The organism is Lactobacillus bombicola, assembly GCF_900112665.1.
In the GTDB taxonomy this organism is placed as follows: domain Bacteria; phylum Bacillota; class Bacilli; order Lactobacillales; family Lactobacillaceae; genus Lactobacillus; species Lactobacillus bombicola.
The window spans coordinates 1-22308 of the sequence record NZ_FOMN01000002.1 but is presented as its reverse complement, the minus strand read 5'-3'; the positions used below and the strand labels follow the sequence as shown (position 1 = coordinate 22308).

Sequence of the window (22308 nt, the reverse complement as noted above, 5' to 3'; positions counted from 1 at the left end):
AAAAATGCTAGGTTCAATTGAAGCAGGTGGAACAAAGTTTGTTTGTGCAATAGGTAATGAAAATTATCAAATCCAAGATCAAATTACTATACCAACAACTACACCACAAGAAACAATAAAAAAAGTTATAGACTATTTTAAGGGGTATCCAGTTGATGCAATCAGCATTGCATCTTTTGGACCAATCGAAATTCGAAAAACGGCTCATAATTATGGTTATATCACGACGACGCCCAAAAAAGGCTGGCAAGATACTAACATTGTGGGTATGCTAAAACAGGAAATCAATGTACCCATTTTTTTTACTACTGATGTGAATGGTTCAGCCTATGGTGAATATGTAATGACTTTACTTGCTAACGAAGACATTAATTCTCTTCTATATTACACAATTGGAACTGGAGTTGGTGGCGGTGCAATTATTGCGGGTAAGCTGGTGGGCAGTTTAGGGCATCCAGAAATGGGCCATGTTAAGGTTAAACGCCACCCAAATGACTTGAAATTTAAAGGTATTTGTCCTTTTCATGCTGATTGTTTAGAAGGACTTGTTGCAGGGCCAACGTTTGAAGCACGTCTTGGTAAAAAAGGAGCCGAAGTTCCAATTTCACATCCAGTTTGGGATATAATGAGCTATTATGTTGCTCAGGCTGCATTGCAGGCAACTTTATTATTCCGTCCTGATAAAATTGTTTTCGGTGGCGGTGTAACTAGTGAAGCGTTTTTACAAAAAGTGCGCCGTGATTTTGCGCAAATGTTAAACGGCTATCTTCAAGTACCAGATCTAAACAGATATATCACAATGCCAGAAATTCTTGATAATGGTTCAGCGACAGTAGGAAATTTTGCTTTGGCCAAAAGAATCCTTAAGGCCATTGATTAGTTAAAAAATAAAAAGACAAAATGAGTTTTATCATTTTGTCTTTTTTTATACATGATTTAAAGTTACTTCGCCTTGATCATAGCGATTTCTAGTTTGGGAATATTCAAAAGGTAGCCCATTGGTTAAAAAACAGACTTGTTCAATTTCAAAAATTGGATCATTTTTTTGACAGTTTAGGTATAACTGATCATAAGCATCGGCTTTATCTGCTCGAAAAGTGCGATTTGCCTTGCCAATTTTCAAATTAAGATCGTGCTCAATATAATGATAAATAGATTTTTTTAATATTTTAGGCGTAACATGGGGGATCAGTTTGACGGGCATAATTGTATATTCTAGTCTAACTGGACTATTGTGTAAAAGACGTGAGCGGATAATATCATAAACTAATTCCTGTTTATTCAGCTTTAATAAAGAAATTTCTTGGTGAGTAGGTTTTCGCACATCAAAAGAAATTACATGGCTTGTTAAAAATTGGCTATTTTTTATTCGTTCAGTAAAACCTACGTGTTCAATGGCATTATCCTTTTTGGAGATTTCTTGTTCTTCTGCTGTCAGAATCATAGTTCCATGACCACGGATTGGCTCTACGATACTTTTATATTGTAAAAAATGTAGGGCATTAATAATTGTTACCTTACTAGTATGATAAGTTTTTGCCAATTGATCAATATGGGGCAGTTGACATTGGTATTTGTGCAAAAGAATATCTTGTTCAATTTGATTGGCAATTAAAACATATTTGGGTTGCTTATGCATAATAGTTATTCCTTTCATCTTTCATAAGTAGACAATTTACTTTACTTACATTTTGGCAAATATTTACTTGGAAAGTAAAGTGCAATAATATTATTTTTGAAAGCGCTTTTAAAATTTGAGAAAGAAGAAATATGATGGCTAAATTTTTTTGGGGAAATTCAACTTCAAGTATGCAAACAGAAGGTGGCTGGAATGAAGGGGGAAAAACTTTATCTGTTTATGATATTAGAAAGGCCGGGAATCACATAAGTGATTGGCATTTTGCTAACGATAACTACCACCACTTAACTGAAGATTTAGATTATATGCAAGATTTAGGAATGAATATGTATCGTTTTCAAGTATCCTGGTCGCGCATAATTAAGAATGGAGATGGTACTATCAATAAGGAGGGCTTTGACTACTACGACAAGTTGGTTGATGAACTAAGCAAACGCAATATTGAACCGATGATATGTCTTTATCACTTTGATATGCCGTTACATTTAGCTCAGGACTACAATGGCTTTATTAGTAAAAAAGTTTGTCGTGATTTTATTCGCTACAGCAAAATCGTGATTGACCATTTTGCAGGTAAAGTTAAATATTGGATTACTTTTAACGAACAAAATTTGTACCATACGATGGAAGTTTTTAAAATTTCAGGTTATTTAAAAGGCAAGAAAACAATTTCAGAACTATATCAAATTGCGCATAATGTAATGTTTTGTCATGCGACAATTGCAAATTATTTACACAATAAAACTAAGGCAAAAATTGGTGGCATGTTAGCTTATAGTCAGGTCTATCCAGCAACAGCCAATCCGCAAGATGTATTTATGGCTAATCAAATCGATGAGTTTTTAAATTTTAATTTACTCGATGCTTTTGCCTTGGGACAATATTCGACTGCTGTTACGCAATATATTAAAAAGCAGAGTATTAATATTCAGGTCAATCAAGCTGAATTGGCAGAAATTGCAAAATTAAAAAGTGATTTTTTAAGTTTTAGTTATTATGCTTCTAGTACAATTGATGCTAGTAAAATTCCTGAAAATACGTCTCCTAACCAGTATTTGAATTTTGGTAAAAAGGATAATCCTTATTTAAAGTCAACTGAGTGGGGTTGGCACATAGATCCCCTAGGATTTAGAGACGTTTTAAATAAAATATATCAACGTTATCATTTGCCCGTTTTCCCTATTGAAAATGGAATTGGGGTACGAGAAAGGTGGGATGGTAAGCATCAAATTGCTGATGATTATCGTATTAGTTACCATCGCGATCATATTAAAGCAATGCAACAAGCCATAAATCAAGATGGAGTAAATGTAATGGGGTACCTTGGTTGGGGCCTAATTGATATTATGAGTTCACAAGGTGATATGGAAAAAAGATATGGTGTCGTCTATGTTAATCGTACAAATCATGATTTGCGTGATATGAAACGCGTTCCTAAAAAAAGTTATGCATGGTTGAAAAAAGTTATTCATTCAAATGGTCAAGATTTAACTTAAGTTTAGAGGTGATTAAAATGAATAATTCAGCTAAGAATCAGGCTCATCCACAATTACAAAAATTTTTAGATAAATTTACAGAAGTTTCAGTCCAAATTGGTAACCAGGTTCATTTAAGATCATTGCGGGATGCTTTTGCCACATTAATGCCAATGTTTATTTTAGCTGGTGTTGCTGTTTTGTTTAATAATGTCATTTTTACTTGGTTAATGAAGGGAGCAATTTTAGCAAGATTTCAAGTTTTTGGCACAGCCTTAACAAATGGCACTTTAAATATAGCTAGTATCTTAATTGCACCTATGATTGGGTATTATTTAGCTAAAAATAAGGTTTACGAAAATCCAATTTCTGCCGCTGCAGTCTCTTTGGCAGCAGTTTTTATTATGTTAGCGATTAAAGTCAATGTTGTGCCGCTTTCAGGGAAAAAACCAGTTGAAATAACTGGTGCAGCTTTATATTCACAAATTGGCACGACAGGCATGTTTGCCGGTATCATTATTGGTTTACTGGCGACCGAAATTTATACTAGATTGACTAAAGTTAAGGTGCTGAAAATCAATTTAGGAGATCAGGTACCGCCTGCCGTAGGACAAAGCTTTAGCTCTTTAATCCCATCACTTTTAACTTTAAGTGTATTTGGCATTTTGGCAGCTATTTTTGCTTATTTTAAAACAGATTTGGTAACTTTAATTTCGCGCTTAATTCAAAATCCCTTACGGTCAGTTAATACTTCTCTTCCAGGCTTTTTATTAATATACTCTACAGGTAATTTTCTTTATACTCTTGGGATTCATCAAACCGTTATTAACGGCTCACTTCTTGACCCATTGAATCTGGTTAACATGAACGAAAATATGGCAGCTGTTGCAGCTGGTAAACAGCCAATTCATATTATCAATACAGACTTTGTAACAGTATATTCACAAATGGGTGGAACCGGCTTGACCTTATCCTTGATTATTGCGGTTTTATTGGTTTCGCGCTATAAGCCTTATAAAGATGTAGTTAGATTGGCAACTGTTCCGGGAATATTTGAAATTAATGAACCAATCATTTTTGGTTTTCCCATAGTTTTTAATATTCCAATGATTATTCCTTTTGTATTAAGTCCAGTAATTGGGTCATTAATTGGATATTTTGCAACGGCAATTGGTTTTGTTAAGCCACTTAGTGTACTAATTCCTTGGACAACTCCCCCGCTTTTAAGTGGACTTTTGGCCAGCGCTGGAGATTGGAAGGTTGTATTAGTTCAACTTATCATTTTAATAATTTGTACGTTATTCTATATTCCGTTCATTAAAATTTCTGAGCGAGTAGCTTTAAAGCAAGCAGAACCACTATAATTTAAATGATAATTTCAATAAACCTGGTTAAAAAGGCCATATTAGTCTGCATTATAATTTGAATTGAATAAAAACCATATTAAGGAGCTAATTTCACTATTTAAGTGGGAATTAGCTTTTTTGCTTAGATTTATTGTTGAAAAAGAACGACTAAATTTTAATGTGGTTAGTCTTTATGATTTTAAACAAATTAAACGCTTAATTACTAAGCATAATGTTGAAATAAAAGTTATTAAATATTATCTTCAGTTAAATAACTTATTAAACAGATAATTAGCAATTACTTTAATTAAATTCAGCAAATAATACTAAATAAAACTAGTAATATTGTTATGTAAATATATAATTTAAAAAGCTATTATTTTTAAAATTATATAGATATAGATAATAAAAATAAAGCAAAAATCTAATTATTTTGGCAAAAAATATCAGTTTGACATATTTTGTTAATAAAATGTTAATTGTGTATACTTTTATATTTTAGCAAAAACTATTTTTCCCAAAAAAATCTAAAAATATCTTTTGCTAAAACGTTATTTTATATCGCTAAAAATATTATATATTAAATAGTACAAATAAATTATAAAATATATTTTAATGGAATCAAATAACTAATATTGATAATTTTAATTATAAATGCAATGCCTTAATAGCGAATTAATATCAAGGTTTAGCTAAAAATAAACTAGATTAACAAATTGAAGTAAATAATATTAAAATTATATATAGCTTAAAATAAATAAATTATAAATAGTATTTTTAAAGAATGCGAATAGTAAGCTTTACTTTTGGAAAAACAATTTGTTATTTATTTAAATTGATTAGTAATTTTTTCGTAATTTTATTGTATATAAATATAAGAAAATAATATGCAAAAAAATTGCATAACTATGGAAACACTATAATAACTATGATAAAATTTTATCTATATTGAATTACAACTGTATATATTCATGCATAAAAAGGAGAGTATATTTTGAACAGATTTGAATTAATCGAAGAAATAAAAAATACGAACTATAAAATGCATAAAAGTAAAAAAGGATGGGTAGTTAGCTATTCATTATTAACTTTTATGCTAGGGGGAGTATTTTATGGCACAACAAATGTGCAGGAGGTAAAGGCTGCTGACATTGAAAGCCAAACTAGTCAATCTGGAGGTAGCAAGGCTGCTCTAGAAGAGGCCAGTGCGAAAGCACTCAGCGATGCAATCGAAGATGCAACAAACACCTTAGAAACTAAAGCGGCAGAAGTTAAACAAAAAATCAATGCAGATCAAAGCATGACTGCTAACGAAAAAGAAGCACAACTTAATAGTATTGATGATTTGTTTAATAAAGCTAAAGCTGAGGTGACAGTAGCAACTGATTTAGATTCTATTAAAAACATTGTGGATGATACTGTCTTAAAGATAGATGCAAGTTATAAAATTGATAATACAAAAAATAGCATTGTAACAAATGATCAAAATAAGGATAATACTAAAAAGGTAAGTAAAAATTCTACAGGTAATAAAAAGAATTTAAAAACTTATTCGGGTCTTAATTCATTCTTAGATTCAAAGCCAAGTGCTAAAAAATCAAAGACGGTGAGTTCAAAACCTAATAAAATAAATGGTGCTGATAAAAACATTGCTGATCCAAATTCAATTCCAAATGATGCTAAGTCAACAATTAATAATACGAAATCGTCCACGGGAAAATCTATAGAACTAGTTCAAGCGCCTGCTAATAGTTCTGAAAATATTCCCAAAAGTGATGTTGCAACAAAAGTAACAGCGAGTGATGTACCAAATGACAAGGTCTCGGATAAAAAAGATTTGAGTGAATATACAGCACAAGCTGAGGCAACACCTAGAATTGAAACTGCGGCAGATACTGATGCCAGTAAAGATGTAACGGTTTCATCTGATGCTGATGTAAATCGTGATGATTTTATTAATGGAATCGGTAAGACTGCAAGTAAGGCACCGACTGCTGTAAATATTGCTAATCCTGACCAAGTTACTAATCCAGATAAATATAAGCAAAAAGTAGTAAATGTTGCTGATTTGCGGGGGTTAGCGAATGCTTGGGCCGATGCATCGGTTACATACATAAATATAACTGGTGATATTTTTTATACTGGTGGAATTATTGGTAACCGTGCGGCAGGAGCTAGTGTGGTTATTAATGGTAACGGTCATAAGATTGATTTAGGAACACAGACACTAAGTTATGTTAATGTTCCTTTTAATAATCTCACGACGTTAACTTTAACGAATGCTAATTTTCTCCAAGGTTTTAATGCTAATGATGGTGATGCGTCTTCATTAGTATATTGTGCAAATGGTAGTGGTTTAAGTATTAATTTTGATAATATTACTTTATCAAGTAGTAACTTTAATGGTTTGAATCCTATTCATGCTGCTACTGCATATTTCTCAAAAGTTAAGTTTTCTGGAAAAAATACCTTTAATATTTCAAATGAGGTAACTCGTGGCGTGGGAAATATTGAATTTGCCAATAATGGTGGTGTTATAATGCAAAGAACAAGTAATGATATTGGATTCTCCGAATTCTACTTTTCTAATGCTGCTCCAGTAAATAGTGTTGGTTATGGTAATACTTTAACTATGGGGGATGGCTCCTACAATGAGGCCTATACTTATAACGATAGTTCAGCTAACTATCCGGCTATGTACCGTTTCATCTATAATGTAAAAGTTGGTGATAATGTTAAATGGACACAAACTGGATTTCAGTACTTCTTAAATGGTAGTCAGGCTAATAATAATAATCTTGATGGTCAATTCAAGTTTGGTCAAAATTTCAACTTGAAGGCGCCAATTACCACGCAGCCAGGTGCAATAACACTCGTTGGTAGACAGAGAGCTGAATTTAATGCAGGAACTACTTTTGATATTAGTCAAAGGGCCAATGCTGCTGTTATCCAAGTTAATGCTACTTCTAGTGTAGTCTTTATTTCACCTAAAAAATTACATTTAGCAATTCAAGGTGCTAATGGTGAACCAATAGCAACCGGTGCAGGTATTATTGCAGGAACAGGGTCAGTAACTCTTAATAATTCAAATATTAAGACTTGGACTGGCAGTAATTCCGAGACTAACACTGCTAATGGAGATAATACTGCAAAATTTGCTAGGATGGTTGTTACAAATGGTCAAGCTGTAATTACTGATGTTAATGGCGTCACTTCTAATTCCAATATTGTTACACCGACAACTCGTGAGTTACAGACCATTGCCATTCCAGTAGGAAAAATCAAGATTCAATATGTTGATCAAAATGGTAAAAATCTTGGTTCACCAGTAGAGATGACTTTGCCACCTGATCCGTATATTGGTGAATATATATCACTGATTAATAATGAAACTGCTATTAAAAATATACCTAAAGGGTATATGTGGGCTTTAGGTAAGCAAGTCTATGCTGGTGCCGTAAAAGATGCTCAAAGTGGTGGTGACTTAACTACAACTGACGATAATGGTGATGAATTTGGACAAGCCTCTATTGGTATCGCACCAATGGAAGGTGATAATTATATATATAAAGTTTATGTATACGGGTTAAAGAAGAACGTGACATATAGATATGTTGATGTTAATCATCCTGAACGTATTTTGACTTCACCAATGTCAGGTAAAACAGGTACTGAATCTGTTGAAAACTTAGTGCCAGCTAACTATGGTAATACTATTGATTGGACTAATAAATACTATACTCAAGACAATGTTCCAGCAGGTTATCATTATGCCGCAAAGGCACAAAATCAAGCTACAACAACTTTGGTATCTGATGATAATCCAGTAGTTAATATCTACGTTGAAGGTAATAAGCAGATTGTAAATCCAACTTATGTAGATACCAACGGTAACAAGATTACTCCAAATAACAAAGTAGTAATTGAAGGCATTACAGGTGAAACTGTAAAATTACCACCAGCCCCTGATGCAAATAATTGGGCCCCAGATCACGTTATTGTAAATGGGCAAAAAGTTGCATTTGATGCATCGTTTGAATTAGCTAACGGAACAGATTCGGTAACTTATGTATATCATTCACTAGATATTGAAAAGCAATCCGCTAATAAATCTATCGATGATGAAGCAACTAAGATTAAGGGAGAAATCGATAATGATCCTACCCTTGACGATCTTGCTAAGAAAACACAAAAAGATGCGGTTGATAAAGCTGCTAGTGATGCCAAAAGTAAAATAGATCAAGCTATCATCCCTAGCGAAGTAAGTAAGGCAGAGAAAAATGGTAAAGCTGCAATTGATGCAGCACATCAATCTGGTACGGCTTTAAATGAACAAAAGCAGGTTTCTACTGATGCAATTGATCGAGAAGCAACTAAAATCAAGGCCGAAATTGATGCCGATGTAACTTTAGACAATGCAGAAAAAGATACTCAAAAAGCTAATGTTGATGCTGATGCTACAGCTGCTAAAAACAAAATTAACGCTGCGCCTAACGCACAAGCAGTTAAAAATGCTCAAGTAGAAGGTATAGCTAAGATTGACGCCGATCATATTCCTAACAAAACTTCATTGCCTGATCAAAAACGAGTTGCACAAAATGCAATTGATCAAGAAGCAACTAAGATTAAGGCTGAAATTGATGCCGATGTAACTTTAGATAATACAGAAAAAGCCAAGCAAAAGGCCAATGTTGATACAGATGCTACAGCAGCTAAAAATAAGATTAATGCGGCTACCAATGCACAAGCAGTTAAAGATGAACAGGCAGCAGGGATTGCGAAGATTGATTCAGATCATATTCCAAATAAAATGTCATTGATTGATCAAAAACAAGCTGCTAAAGCTGCTATCGATCAAGAAGCTACTAAAATCAAAGCAGAAATTGATGCCGATGTAACTTTGGATGATGTAACTAAAGCCAAACAAAAATCTAATGTTGATACTGATGCTGCAGCAGCTAAAGATAAGATTGATCAAGCCCTTGATGCCCAAGGTGTGAAGGACGCTCAAGCTGCAGGAATAGCTAAAATTGATTCAGATCATATTCCAGGCACCACTTCTTTGGCGGACCAAAAACAAGCTGCTAAAGGAATAATTGATCAAGAAGCAGTAAAAATAAAAGCTGAAATTGATGCTGACGATACTTTAGATGATGCAACTAAGGCGAAGCAAAAGTCTAATGTTGATATTGATGCTGCAGCTGCTAAAGTTAAAATAGACCAAGCAACTAATGCTCAGGGCGTTAAGGATGCAAAAGATGCAGGCATTATTAAGATTGACAGTGATCATGTTAGAAATAATATTTCTTTAGATGAAATTAAGCAAAATGATAAAAGTGCTATTGATCGTGAAGCAACTAAGATTAAAGCCGAAATTGATGCTGATGAGACCTTAGATAATGCCGAAAAAGCCACTCAAAAAGCGAATGTTGATGCTGATGCCGATGCTGCTAAGAGAAAGATTGATCAAGCAACTAATGCTCAAGGTGTGAAAGAAGCAACTGAAGCTGGAATTGCAAAAATTGACGCGGATCACATTCCAAACAAGGTTTCTTTAACTGATCAAAAGAAGGCAGCTCAGGATGCAATTGATCAAGAAGCAAAGAAGATTAAGGCTGAAATTGATGCGGATACTAGTTTAGACAGTGCTGAAAAAGCAGTTCAAAAGGGTAATGTTGATGCTGATGCGACAAATGCTAAGAAAAAGATAGATCAAGCAACAAGCTCACAAGGAGTCAAGGACGCTAAAGCAGAAGGAATTGCCAAAATTGATGCTGATTATATTCCTAATTCAACCTCACTAACTGGTCAAAAGAAAATTGCTAAAGATGCCATTGATGCGGAAGCAGCTAAGGTTAAAGCCGAAATTGATGCTGATGTAACTTTAGATGATGCGGCTAAGGCTAAGCAAAAAGCTAATGTGGATACTGATGCTGATGCAGCTAAAGCAAAAATTGATCAAGCAACAGGTTCACAGGGAGTTAAGGATGCTAAAGCAGAAGGAATTGCCAAGATTGATAGTGATCATATTCCAGGTTCTACTTCATTAGCTGATCAAAAGAAGGCAGCTAAAGATGCAATTGATCAAGAAGCAACTAAGATTAAGGCTGAAATCGATGCCGATCCAACTTTGGATGATGCTACTAAGGCAAAACAAAAAACAAATGTAGACAGTGATGCGGCAGCAGCTAAGACTCAAATAGATCAAGTAGCAAATGCTCAAGGTGTTAAAAACGCTAAAAATCAGGGAATAATTAATATTGACAGTGATCATATTCCAGGTTCTACTTCACTAGCTGATCAAAAGAAAAATGCTAAGGCAATAATTGATGCAGAAGCAACTAAGATTAAGGCTGAAATCGATGCTGATAATAGTTTAGATAATAATGAGAAAGTAGCGCAGAAAAATAATGTTGATATTGATGCTGCTGCTGCCAAAGTGAAGATTGACCAAGCAACTAATGCTCAAGGTGTGAAGGATGCGCAAAATGCTGGAATTATTAAAATCGATAGCGATCATGTTCCAAATAACATCTCATTAGCTGATCAAAAGAAGACAGCCAAAGATGCCATTGATCAAGAAGCAACTAAGATTAAGGCCGAGATTGATGCCGATGCGACCTTAGATGACGTTGAAAAGGCAAAACAAAAGGCCAACGTTGACAAAGATGCTTTAGCTGCTAAATCTAATATTGATCAGGCAGCAACGGCTCAAGCTGTTAAGGATGCGCAAGCAGCTGGAATTATTAAAATTGATGCTGATTACATTCCAAACACTGTGTCATTGGCCGATCAAAAGAAAAATGCCCAAGATGCCATTGATCAAGAAGCAACTAAGGTTAAAGCTGAAATAGATGCTGATGCGACTTTAGATAGTGCCGAAAAGGCTACGCAAAAGAGTAACGTTAATAAAGATGCTCAAGCAGCCAAGAATAAGATTGATCAAGCAACAAGTGCTCAAGGTATCAAAGATGCTAAAAATGAAGGTATCAGAAAGATAGATAGCGATCATATTCCAAATAGTATTTCATTAGCTGATCAAAAGAAGGCAGCTCAAGATGCAATTGACCGAGAAGCAGAGAAGATTAAGGGTGAAATTGATGCTGACAAGAGCTTAGATGATGCTACTAAAACCAAGCAAAAAGCTAATGTGGATGTTGATGCAGTCGCAGCTAAGAGTAAGATTAGTCAAGCTACTGATGCACAGAGCATTAAAGATGCCAAAAATGATGGAATTGTGAAAATAGATGCAGATCACATCCCTAATACATTGTCTTTAGACGATCAAAAACAATCAGCTAAATTAACAATTGATTCTGAAGCAAGAAGAGTCAAGAGTATGATTGATGCTGATGTAACTTTAGATGACGCAACTAAGACAAAACAAAAGGCCAATGTTGATACTGAAGCAACTAAAGCTAAAGTAGCTATCGATAACTCAAAGAATGCTCAAGAGGTTAAAACTTCACTACACGATGGAATAGTAGCTATCGATGCGCAATATGTACCAGGTGAAAATGGAAGTTTGGACAGTCAAAAAGCAAAGGCAAAATCAGCAATAGATGCGGAAGCAACTAAGATTAAGGCCGAAATTGATGCTGATGTAACCCTAAATGATGTAGAAAAAGCAAAACAAAAAGCTGATGTTGATACTGATGTAACTAATGCTAAAACTAAGATTGACCAAGCAACTAATGCCCAAATAGTTAAAGATGAGCAAATAGCTGGAATCGCTAAAATAGATGCTGATCATATTTCAGGTTCTACTTCATTAGCTGATCAAAAGAAGGCGGCTAAAGATGCTATTGATCAAGAAGTTACCAAAGTAAAGGGTGAAATAGATGCTGATGTAACTTTAGATGACGCAGCTAAGACAAAACAAAAGGCCAATGTTGATACTGATGCAACTAATGCTAAAACTAAAATAGATCAAGCAACTGGAGCTCAAGCTGTGAAAGATGCACGTGATAATGGGATTTCTAAGATTGATAGTGACCATGTACCAAATAGTACATCACTAGCTGATCAAAAGAAAAATGCTCAGAGTATAATTGATCAAGAGGCGGCTAAAGTAAAAGCCGAAATTGAAGCTGATGTAACTTTAGATGCGGCTGCTAAAGCAGCTCAAAAAGGCAATGTCGATATTGATGCTGCTGCAGCTAAGGTAAAAATAGATCAGGCAGTTAGTGCTCAAGGTGTTAAGGATGCAACTAATGCGGGAATTGCTAAAATTGATAGCGATCATATTCCAAATAAAATTTCATTAGCCGATCAAAAGAAAGCAGCCCAAGATGCAATCGATGCCGAAGCTACTAAAATTAAGGCTGAAATTGAAGCTGATGATAGCCTAGATAGAGCTCAAAAAGCAACACAAAAAGGCAATGTCGATAAAGATGCTGCTGACGCCAAGAGTAAAATAGATCAAGCAATTAATGCCCAGGGTGTAAAAGATGCCCAAGCAGTTGGTATTACTAAGATTGATGCTGATCATATTTCTAATAGCACTTCACTTGAAGATCAAAAGAAGAATGCCGCCCTATTAATCGACCAAGAAGCCGCTAAGATTAAGGCTGAAATTGAAGCTGATTCAACTTTGGATAGTGCTACTAAGGCTATACAAAAAGGAAACGTTGATAAGGATGCTGCTGATGCCAAAAACAAGATAAATCAAGCAACTAACTCTCAAACTGTCAAAGATGCCCAAGCAGTTGGTATTATCAAAATTGATGGTGACCACATTACTAATAGTGTTTCTTTAGCAGAACAAAAGCGAAGTGCTCAAAGTGCAATTGATCAAGAAGCAGCTAAAGTAAAAGCTGAAATTGATAACGATCCAACGTTAGATAATGCTACTAAAGCAACACAAAAGGGTAATGTTGATATTGATGCTGCTGCTGCTAAGAGTAAAATAGATCAAGCAACTAATGCTCAAGAAGTTAAAGATGCCCAAGCAGCTGGTATTATTAAAATTGATAGTGATCATGTTCCTAACAGTACGTCACTTGCCGATCAAAAGAAGAGTGCTCAAAATGCTATTGACCAAGAAGCAGTTAAGATTAAAGCTGAAATCGATGCTGATCCAACTTTGGATAGTGAACAAAAAGCTTCACAAAAGAATAATGTTGATGCTGATGCCGCGGCTGCTAAAACTCAAATAGATCAAGCAACTAATGCACAAGGCGTTAAGGATGCTCAAATAGCTGGAATTAATAAGATTGATGGCGATCACATTCCAAATAATGTTACTCTGACTGATCAAAAGAAGAGTGCTCAAAATGCAATTGATCAAGAAGCCGCTAAAATTAAAGCTGAGATAGATAAAGATGTGACATTAGATGCTGCAACTAAAGCTAAGCAAAAAGCTGATGTCGATGTCGATGCAGCCAATGCTAAAAAGAATATTGATGCTGCAACTAATGCTCAAGGTGTAAAAGATACGCAAGCAGCTGGAATTGCCAAAATTGATAGCGACCATATTCCAAATAATGTATCTTTAGACAATCAAAAGAAAAATGCCCAAAGTGCGATTGATCAAGAAGCCGCTAAGATTAAAGCTGAAATAGACAATGATTCGACTTTAGACAATGCGACTAAACTTAAGCAAAAAGCAAATGTCGATAGTGATGCGGTTGCAGCCAAAAATAAGATTGATCAAGCACTTGATGCTCAAGGTGTGAAAGATGCGCAAGCAGCCGGAATTATTAAGATTGACAGTGATCATGTACCAAACAACTTATCATTAGCCGATCAAAAGAAAAATGCTCAAGACGCAATTGACCAAGAAGCCGCTAAAATCAAATTTGATATTGATAATGATTCAACTTTAGATAATGCGGCTAAGGCCAAGCAAAAAGCGAATGTTGATAATGATGCAACTGTTGCTAAGAATAAGATTAATCAAGCTCCTGATGCTCAAGGTATCAAAGATGCGCAAGCAGCCGGAATTACTAAGATTGATGGTGATCATATTCCAAGTATTACAACATTAGCCGATCAGAAGAAGAATGCGCAATCTGCAATTGATCAAGAAGCGGCTAAGATTAAAGCTGAAATTGACAATGATTCTACTTTAGATAACGCAGCTAAGACTAAACAAAAAGCCAATGTCGATACTGATGCAGCTGTAGCTAAAAACAAGATTGATCAAGCAGTTAATGCGCAGGAAGTAAAGGATGCCCAAGCCGCTGGAATTATTAAGATTGATAGTGATCATATTCCAAGCAGTACGTCACTTGCTGATCAAAAGAAGAATGCCCAAGATGCAATTGATCAAGAAGCAACTAAGATTAAGGCAAATATTGATGCTGATACTAGTTTAGATAATACTGAAAAGGCAGCGCAAAAGGGTAATGTTGATAAAGATGCAGTTGTAGCTAAAAATAAGATTAATCAAGCTCTTGACGCGCAAGGTGTCAAAGATGCGCAAGCTGCTGGAATTATTAAAATTGATAATGACCATGTGCCAAATAACTCATCATTAGCTGATCAAAAGAAGAACGCTCAATCAGAGATTGATCAAGAAGCGGCTAAAATTAAAGCTGAAATTGACAATGATCCTAGTTTAGATAATGCTGAAAAAGCAGCACAAAAGAGTAATGTTGATAAAGATGCGCAAGCCGCTAAAAATAAGATTGATCAAGCTTCTGATGCTCAGAGTGTTAAAGATGCTAAGATAGCTGGAATTAGTAAGATTGACTCTGATCATGTACCAAACAACTTATCATTAGCCGATCAGAAGAAGAATGCACAATCTGCAATTGATCAAGAAGCGGCTAAGATTAAAGCTGAAATTGACAATGATCCAAGTTTAGATAATGCAACTAAGACAGCGCAAAAGAGTAATGTTGACAAGGATGCGCAGGCAGCCAAGAATAATATTGATCAGGCTACTAGTGCCCAAGGTGTAAAAGATGCTAAAACGTCCGGAATTAGTAAGATTGACTCTGATCATGTACCAAACAACTTATCATTAGCCGATCAGAAGAAGAATGCACAATCTGCAATTGATCAAGAAGCGGCTAAGATTAAAGCTGAGATTGATGCTGATGTAACTCTAGACGATGCTACCAAGATTAGTCAAAAAGGTAACGTAGATACTGATGCGCAAGCAGCTAAGAATAAGATTGATGCTGCAACTAATGCCCAAGAGGTAAATGATGCGCAAAATGCTGGAATTATTAAGATTGACTCAGATCATCAAAGTAATAATATCTCATTATCGGATCAAAGATTGGCAGCAAAAGCTGAAATTGATGCCGAAGCTAAAAAGGTTAAGGCAGAAATTGATGCTGATATAACATTAGATGATGCGACAAAAGATGTGCAAAAGAATAATGTTAATAATGAAGTAACAAAAGCCAAGAAAGCAATTGATGGTGCAAATAATGCTCAAGAAATCAAATCTTCTCTACATGATGGAATTTCAGCAATTGATGCCCAGCATGTATCCGGTCAAAATGGAAGTTTAGACGCACAAAAAGCTAAAGCACAAGCAACAATTGATCAGGAAGCGGCTAAGATTAAGGCCGAAATTGAATCTGATCCAACCCTAGACAGTGCTACAAAGGCAAAGCAAAAAGCTAACGTAGATACTGACGCGCAAGATGCTAAGAGCAAGATTAATCAAGCAACAAACGCTCAAAGCGTAAAAGATGCGCAAAATGCTGGAATTATTAAGATTGATGCCGATCATGTACCAAATAGCTTGTCATTAGCAGATCAGAAAAAGAATGCACAATCTGCAATTGATCAGGAAGCGGCTAAGATTAAGGCCGAAATTGAATCTGATCCAACCCTAGACAGTGCTACAAAGGCAAAGCAAAAAGCTAACGTAGATACTGATGCGCAAGCGGCTAAGAATAAGATTGATGCTGCAACTAATGCTCAAGATGTTAAGGATGCGCAAAATGCTGGAATCATTAAAATTGATGCCGATCATATATCAAATAGTACTTCTTTAGACGATCAAAAGAAGAATGCACAAGGTTTAATTGATCAAGAAGCAATAAAAATTAAAGCTGAAATTGATAATGATTCAACCCTAGATGATGTGGCTAAGGCAAAGCAAAAAGCTAATGTTGATGCTGATGCACAAGCAGCTAAGAATAAGATTGATGTTGCAACTAATGCCCAGGATGTTAAGGATGCGCAAAATGCTGGAATCATTAAGATTGATGCCGATCATATACCAAATAGTACTTCTCTTGCTGATCAAAAGAAGAATGCTCAAGATGCAATTGATCAAGAAGCGGCTAAGATTAAGGCCGAAATTGATACTGATGTAACTATAGATGCTGCAACTAAGGCCAAACAAAAAACTAATGTGGACAATGATGCAGCAGTAGCTAAAAATAAGGTTGCTCAAGCACCTAACGCGCAAGGCGTCAAAGATGCACAAGCAGCTGGAATTAGTAAGATTGACTCTGATCATGTACCAAATAGTGCATCACTTACCGATCAGAAAAAGGCCGCTCAAGGTTTAATTGATCAAGAAGCCGCTAAGATTAAGGCCGAAATTGATAATGATCTAACTTTAGATGATGCAACTAAGGCAAAACAAAAAGCTAATGTTGATGCTGATGCAAATGCAGCTAAGAACAATATTGATCAAGCTACAGATGCCCAAGGTGTCAAAGATGCGCAAGCCGCTGGAATTAACAAGATTGATTCAGATCATATACCAAATAGTGTATCTTTAGAAAATCAAAAGAAGAATGCACAAAATATAATTGACCAAGAAGCCGCTAAAATTAAGGCTGAAATCGATGCCGATTCTACTTTAGATAGTGCAACTAAAGCAGTTCAAAAAGGCAACGTTGATAAAGATGCACAAACTGCAAAAGCTAACATTGATGCTGCAATTAATGCCCAAGGTATTAAAGATGCTCAAGTTGCAGGAATTAGTAAAATTGATTCAGATCATCAAAGTAGCAAGATGTCATTAGCTGATCAAAAGGCTGCTGCTCAAGCGATAATTGATCAAGAAGCTGCTAAGATTAAAGCTGAAATTGATGCCGATGTAACTTTAGATTGTGATGCTAAGGATGCACAAAAAGCAAATGTAGATAAGGATGCAACAGATGCGAAGGCTAAAATTAGTCAATCCGCTGATGCCCAAGGTGTCAAAGATGCGCAAGCTGCGGGAGTTACTAAGATTGATGCTGATCATGTACCAAGTGGCATTTCATTAAATGATCAGAAGAAAAATGCGCAAAGTACAATTGATCAAGAAGCCGCTAAGATTAAAGCGGAAATTGATGCCGATGTAACTTTAGATGATGCAACTAAGGCCGCGCAAAAGGCCAACGTAAATAAAGACGCACAAGCCGCTAAGGCTAAGATTGATCAGGCTGCAGATGCGCAAGCAGTTAAAGATGCTGCTAAAGCCGGCATTAACAAGATTGATAGCGATTATGTACCAAATAGTGCTTCATTAGCCGATCAAAAGTCATCAGCACAAGCTGCTATTGATCAAGAAGCCACTAAGATTAAGGCTGAAATTGATGCTGACCCATCTCTGGATACCAACGAAAAGACAAAACAAAAGGCTAACGTTGATAAAGATGTGCAAGCCGCTAAGAATAGCATTGATCAAGCACCTAATGCGCAAAGTGTCAAAGATGCTAAAGCAGCTGGAATTAGTAAGATTGATAGTGACCATGTGCCAAGTGGTATCTCATTAGAAGATCAAAAGAAGGTTGCTCAAGGTGTAATTGACCAAGAAACCGCTAAGATTAAAGCGGAAATTGATACTGATCCAACTTTGGATGATGCAACTAAGGCTAAGCAAAAAGCTAATGTTGATGCTCATGCCAATGCGGCTAAGAACAATATTGATCAAGCTATAGATGCGCAAGGCGTCAAAGATGCCAAAGCAGCTGGAATTAGTAAGATTGATGGTGACCACGTACCAAATAGTATGTCACTGGAAGATCAAAAGAAGGCTGCTCAAGGTATAATTGATCAAGAAGCTGCCAAGATTAAGGCTGAAATTGATGCAGATGAAACCTTAGATGATGCAACTAAAGCTGCCCAAAAAGCTAACGTTAATAAAGATGCGCAAGCTGCTAAAAATAGTATTGATCAAGCACCTAATGCTCAAAGCGTGAAGGATGCTAAAGCAACTGGAATTGCCAAAATTGATGGTGATCACATTCCAAATAGTACTTCACTAGCGGATCAAAAAGTTGCTGCTCAAGCGACAATTGACCAAGAAGCCACTAAAATTAAGGCTGAGATTGATGCCGATCCAGCCTTAGACGATGCGACAAAGAATAAGCAAAAAGCTAATGTAGATAAGGATGCTGCTGCTGCTAAAGCTAAAATTGGTCAAGCAACGAATGCTCAAGGTGTCAAAGATGCCCAAGGTGCAGGAATTGCTAAAATTGATAGTGATTATGTACCAAGTAATACATCATTAGCTGAGCAAAAGACTAATGCTAAAGCCGCTATCGATCAAGAAGCTGCTAAAATTAAAGCTGATATTGATGCCGATCTAACACTAGACGATGCACTCAAGGCAGCGCAAAAGCTAACTGTAGATAGAGACGCGCAAGCCGCTAAGGCGAAAATTGATCAAGCACCTAATGCTCAAGGCATAAAAGATGCACAAGCAACTGGGACTGCTAAGATTGACAGTGATTATGTACCAAGTAATACATCATTAGCTGAGCAAAAAACTAATGCTAAAGCTGCTATTGATCAAGAAGCCGCTAAGATTAAGGCTGATATTGATGCAGATGAAACTTTAGATGATTCAGCTAAGAAATCACAAAAAGCTAATGTCGATAAAGATGTACAAGCTGCTAAAAGTAGTATTGATCAAGCACCTAATGCTCAAGGCGTAAAGAATGCACAAAGTGCAGGAATTGCTAAAATTGATAGTGATCACTTAGAAAACGGTGCTTCATTAGCCGATCAAAAGAGAAACGCGCAAGCAGAAATCACAAAAGAAGCTGCTAAGATTAAAGCCGAAATTGATGCCGATTCTACCTTAGATGATGCTACAAAATTGGCACAAAAGAATAGTGTTGATAGAGATGCACAAGCTGCTAAGGCAAAGATTTCTGAATCAACTAATGCTCAAGCAGTCAAAGATGCTAAAGCTGATGGAATTAGTAAGATTGATGATGATCATGTAACAAACAATATTCCATTAGCTGATCAAAAACGGAATGCGCAAAGTGCGATTGATCAAGAAGCCGCTAAAATTAAGGCTGAGATTGATGCTGATTCTACTTTAGATAATGCAATTAAAGCAGCTCAAAAAGCTAATGTTGATAAAGACGCACAAGTTGCTAAGAATAACATTGATCAAGCAACTAATGCTCAAGGTGTGAAGGATGCAAAATCTGCTGGTATCAGTAAGATTGACAGCGATCATGTGCCAAATAGTGCCTCATTAGCTGATCAAAAATCATCAGCTCAAGCAGCAATTGATCAAGAAGCCGCTAAAATTAAGGCTGAGATTGATGCCGACGAAACTTTAGATGATACTGCAAAGGCAAAACAAAAAGCTAATGTAGATAACGATGCAGCGAGCGCTAAAGGTAAGATTGATCAAGCAACTAATGCTCAAGAAGTAAAAGATGCAAAATCTGCTGGAATTAGTAAGATTGATAGTGATCATTTAGTAAATGGTATGTCATTAGCCGATCAAAAGCGGAATGCGCAAAATATAATTGATCAAGAAGCGGCTAAGATTAAAGCTGAAATTGATGCTGATCCTTCTTTAGACGACGCAACCAAACTAGCACAAAAAGATAATGTGGATAAGGATGCACAAGCTGCTAAGAATAACATTGATCAGGCTCTAGATGCTCAAGGTGTTAAAGATGCTAAAGCAGTAGGAATTAGTAAGATTGATGCCGATCACTTAAGTAGTAAAGTTTCATTAGCCGATCAAAAGTTAGCTGCTAAGGATGCTATTGACCAAGAAGCTAAGAAAGTCAAAACCGAAATTGATGCTGATCCTTCTTTAGATGACGCAACCAAAGCTAAGCAAAAAGTCAATGTTGATGCTGAAGCAACTAAGGCTAAAGGTGCAATTGACAATGCAACCAACGCTCAAGGTATAAAAGGTGCAGTTCGTGATGGAATTGTAGCAGTAGATGGGCAACATATAACTAATGAAAATGGAAGTTTAGAAAGTCAAAAATCTCAAGCTAAGGCAACAATTGATCAAGAAGCCGCTAAGATTAAGGCCGAAATTGATGCTGATTCTACATTAGACAATGCAACCAAAGCAACTCAAAAAGCTAATGTAGATAAAGATGCACAAGCTGCTAAGATTAATGTTGATCAAGCTCCAAATGTTCAAGGTGTCAAAGACGCTAAAATAGCTGGAATTAGTAAGATTGACAGTGATCATATTCCAAGTAGTATGTCATTAGCCGATCAAAAGAGAAATGCACAAATAGCAATTGATCAAGAAGCGGCTAAAGTTAAAGCTGCAATTGATGCTGATCCTACAATTGACAATGCTGCCAAAGCAGCACAAAAGGCTAATGTAGATAAAGATGCTGCTGATGCAAAAGACAAAATAGATCAAGCAACTAATGCTCAAAGTGTTAAGGATGCTCAATCTACTGGAATTAGTAAAATTGATAGTGACTATGTAACCAATAGCACATCATTAGCAGATCAAAAATTAGCAGCTAAAGCAACAATTGATCAAGAAGCTAAGAAAATTAGGGATGCAATTGAAGCTGATGTAACTTTAGATAATGCTACAAAGGCTAAAGAAAAAGCTAATGTAGATGCAGAAGCAGTTAAAGCTAAAGAAGCAATTGATAATGCGCCTAATGCTCAAGAACTTAAGAATACCGTTAATAAAGGAATTGCCGCAATTGATGCGCAATACATTCCTCAAGGAAACTTAGATAGTCAAAAGGCTAAGGCTAAGGCAGCAATTGATCAAGAAGCTTCTGTAATCAAAAATAAGATTGCAAATGATTTATCATTAGACGATAAAGCAAAGGCCGATCAGATGGCGGCAGTTGACCAAGAAGCGACTATAGCTAAGGAGAATATTCAAAAGGCTGAAAATTCCCAAAATATTAATGATGCTCTTAATCTTGGAATTACCAATATCGACGCTAAATATGTACCTTCAATTTCAATAGCAGATCAAAAATCTTATGCTAAGAAACTTATTATGGATGAGGCTGAAATTGTTAAGAACGCAATTAATAGTGATAATACCTTATCCCAAAAACTTAAGGCGCAACAAATTGAAGCTGTAGAAGCTCAGAAGCAAAAGGCTTTGGATAAGATTGACGAAGCTACGAATTCGCAAGCTATTAGAGATGAATATAAAAATGGTGTTCTTGCACTTCATGCTCAACATGAAGCATCTAATCAATTAGAAACTCAAAAGCAAGCAGCTAAAAATGCGCTTGTCAAAGAAGCAGATACAATTAAGAGTGCAATTAATGCCGATTCAACTTTGGACAGTATTGCTAAGAAAGCACAGATCGACAATGTTGAACTAGAATTGCAAAAAGCACAAAATTCAATTGATCGTGCAATAACTTCACAAGAAGTTGAAGATCAACAAGATAAAGGAATTGCAACAATTGATGCACAATACATTCCTGGGAAACCACTTAATGATCAAAAAGATATAGCAAATAAGGCAATTGAAGATGCTGTTGCTAAAGCTAAGGAAAAGATAAGCCAAGATTTAACCTTAACTAGTGCTGAAAAGGCAAAACAAAGTCAAGCAGTTGATGAAGCCCAAGCAAAGGCTAAGAGTGCAATCAGAAAAGCTAAGAATGCAGATGAAATTGCTCAGTTAGAAGAGGATGGAGTGGCTGAAATAAATGCTATTCCAAAATCAAATGGTACA

General features: G+C 35.8%; 5 protein-coding genes. 4 read left to right on the top strand and 1 reads right to left on the bottom strand.

All coding sequences use genetic code 11. The features are described 5' to 3' along the window. The first annotated feature begins 4 nt into the window (after positions 1 to 4). The gene (gene scrK, locus BM203_RS01640; RefSeq protein WP_090092255.1) at positions 5 to 880 is read left to right on the top strand and encodes a fructokinase ScrK; all 876 of its coding nucleotides are present in this window, start codon (positions 5 to 7) and stop codon (positions 878 to 880) included. 45 nt (positions 881 to 925) lie between these two features. Here the strand turns inward: scrK and BM203_RS01635 are convergent, their stop codons facing one another. Next, positions 926 to 1639: a GntR family transcriptional regulator gene (locus BM203_RS01635; RefSeq protein ID WP_122059336.1), complete on the bottom strand. Its 714-nt coding sequence runs from the start codon at positions 1637 to 1639 to the stop codon at positions 926 to 928. 134 nt (positions 1640 to 1773) lie between these two features. On the opposite strand from BM203_RS01635, the gene BM203_RS01630 reads away from it, so the two are divergent. The 3 genes from BM203_RS01630 to BM203_RS01615 all read left to right on the top strand — a co-directional run. Then, positions 1774 to 3135 (top strand): glycoside hydrolase family 1 protein, encoded by a 1362-nt coding sequence (locus tag BM203_RS01630; protein WP_090092253.1) that lies wholly within the window; start codon positions 1774 to 1776, stop codon positions 3133 to 3135. Between the two features lie 17 nt (positions 3136 to 3152). Beyond that, a complete protein-coding gene (locus tag BM203_RS01625) occupies positions 3153 to 4478 on the top strand; it encodes a PTS sugar transporter subunit IIC (protein WP_090092670.1) in 1326 nt (441 codons plus the stop codon). 976 nt (positions 4479 to 5454) lie between these two features. After that, positions 5455 to 22308: DUF1542 domain-containing protein (locus BM203_RS01615; RefSeq protein WP_090092250.1), on the top strand; the 16854-nt coding region annotated here is incomplete at its 3' end.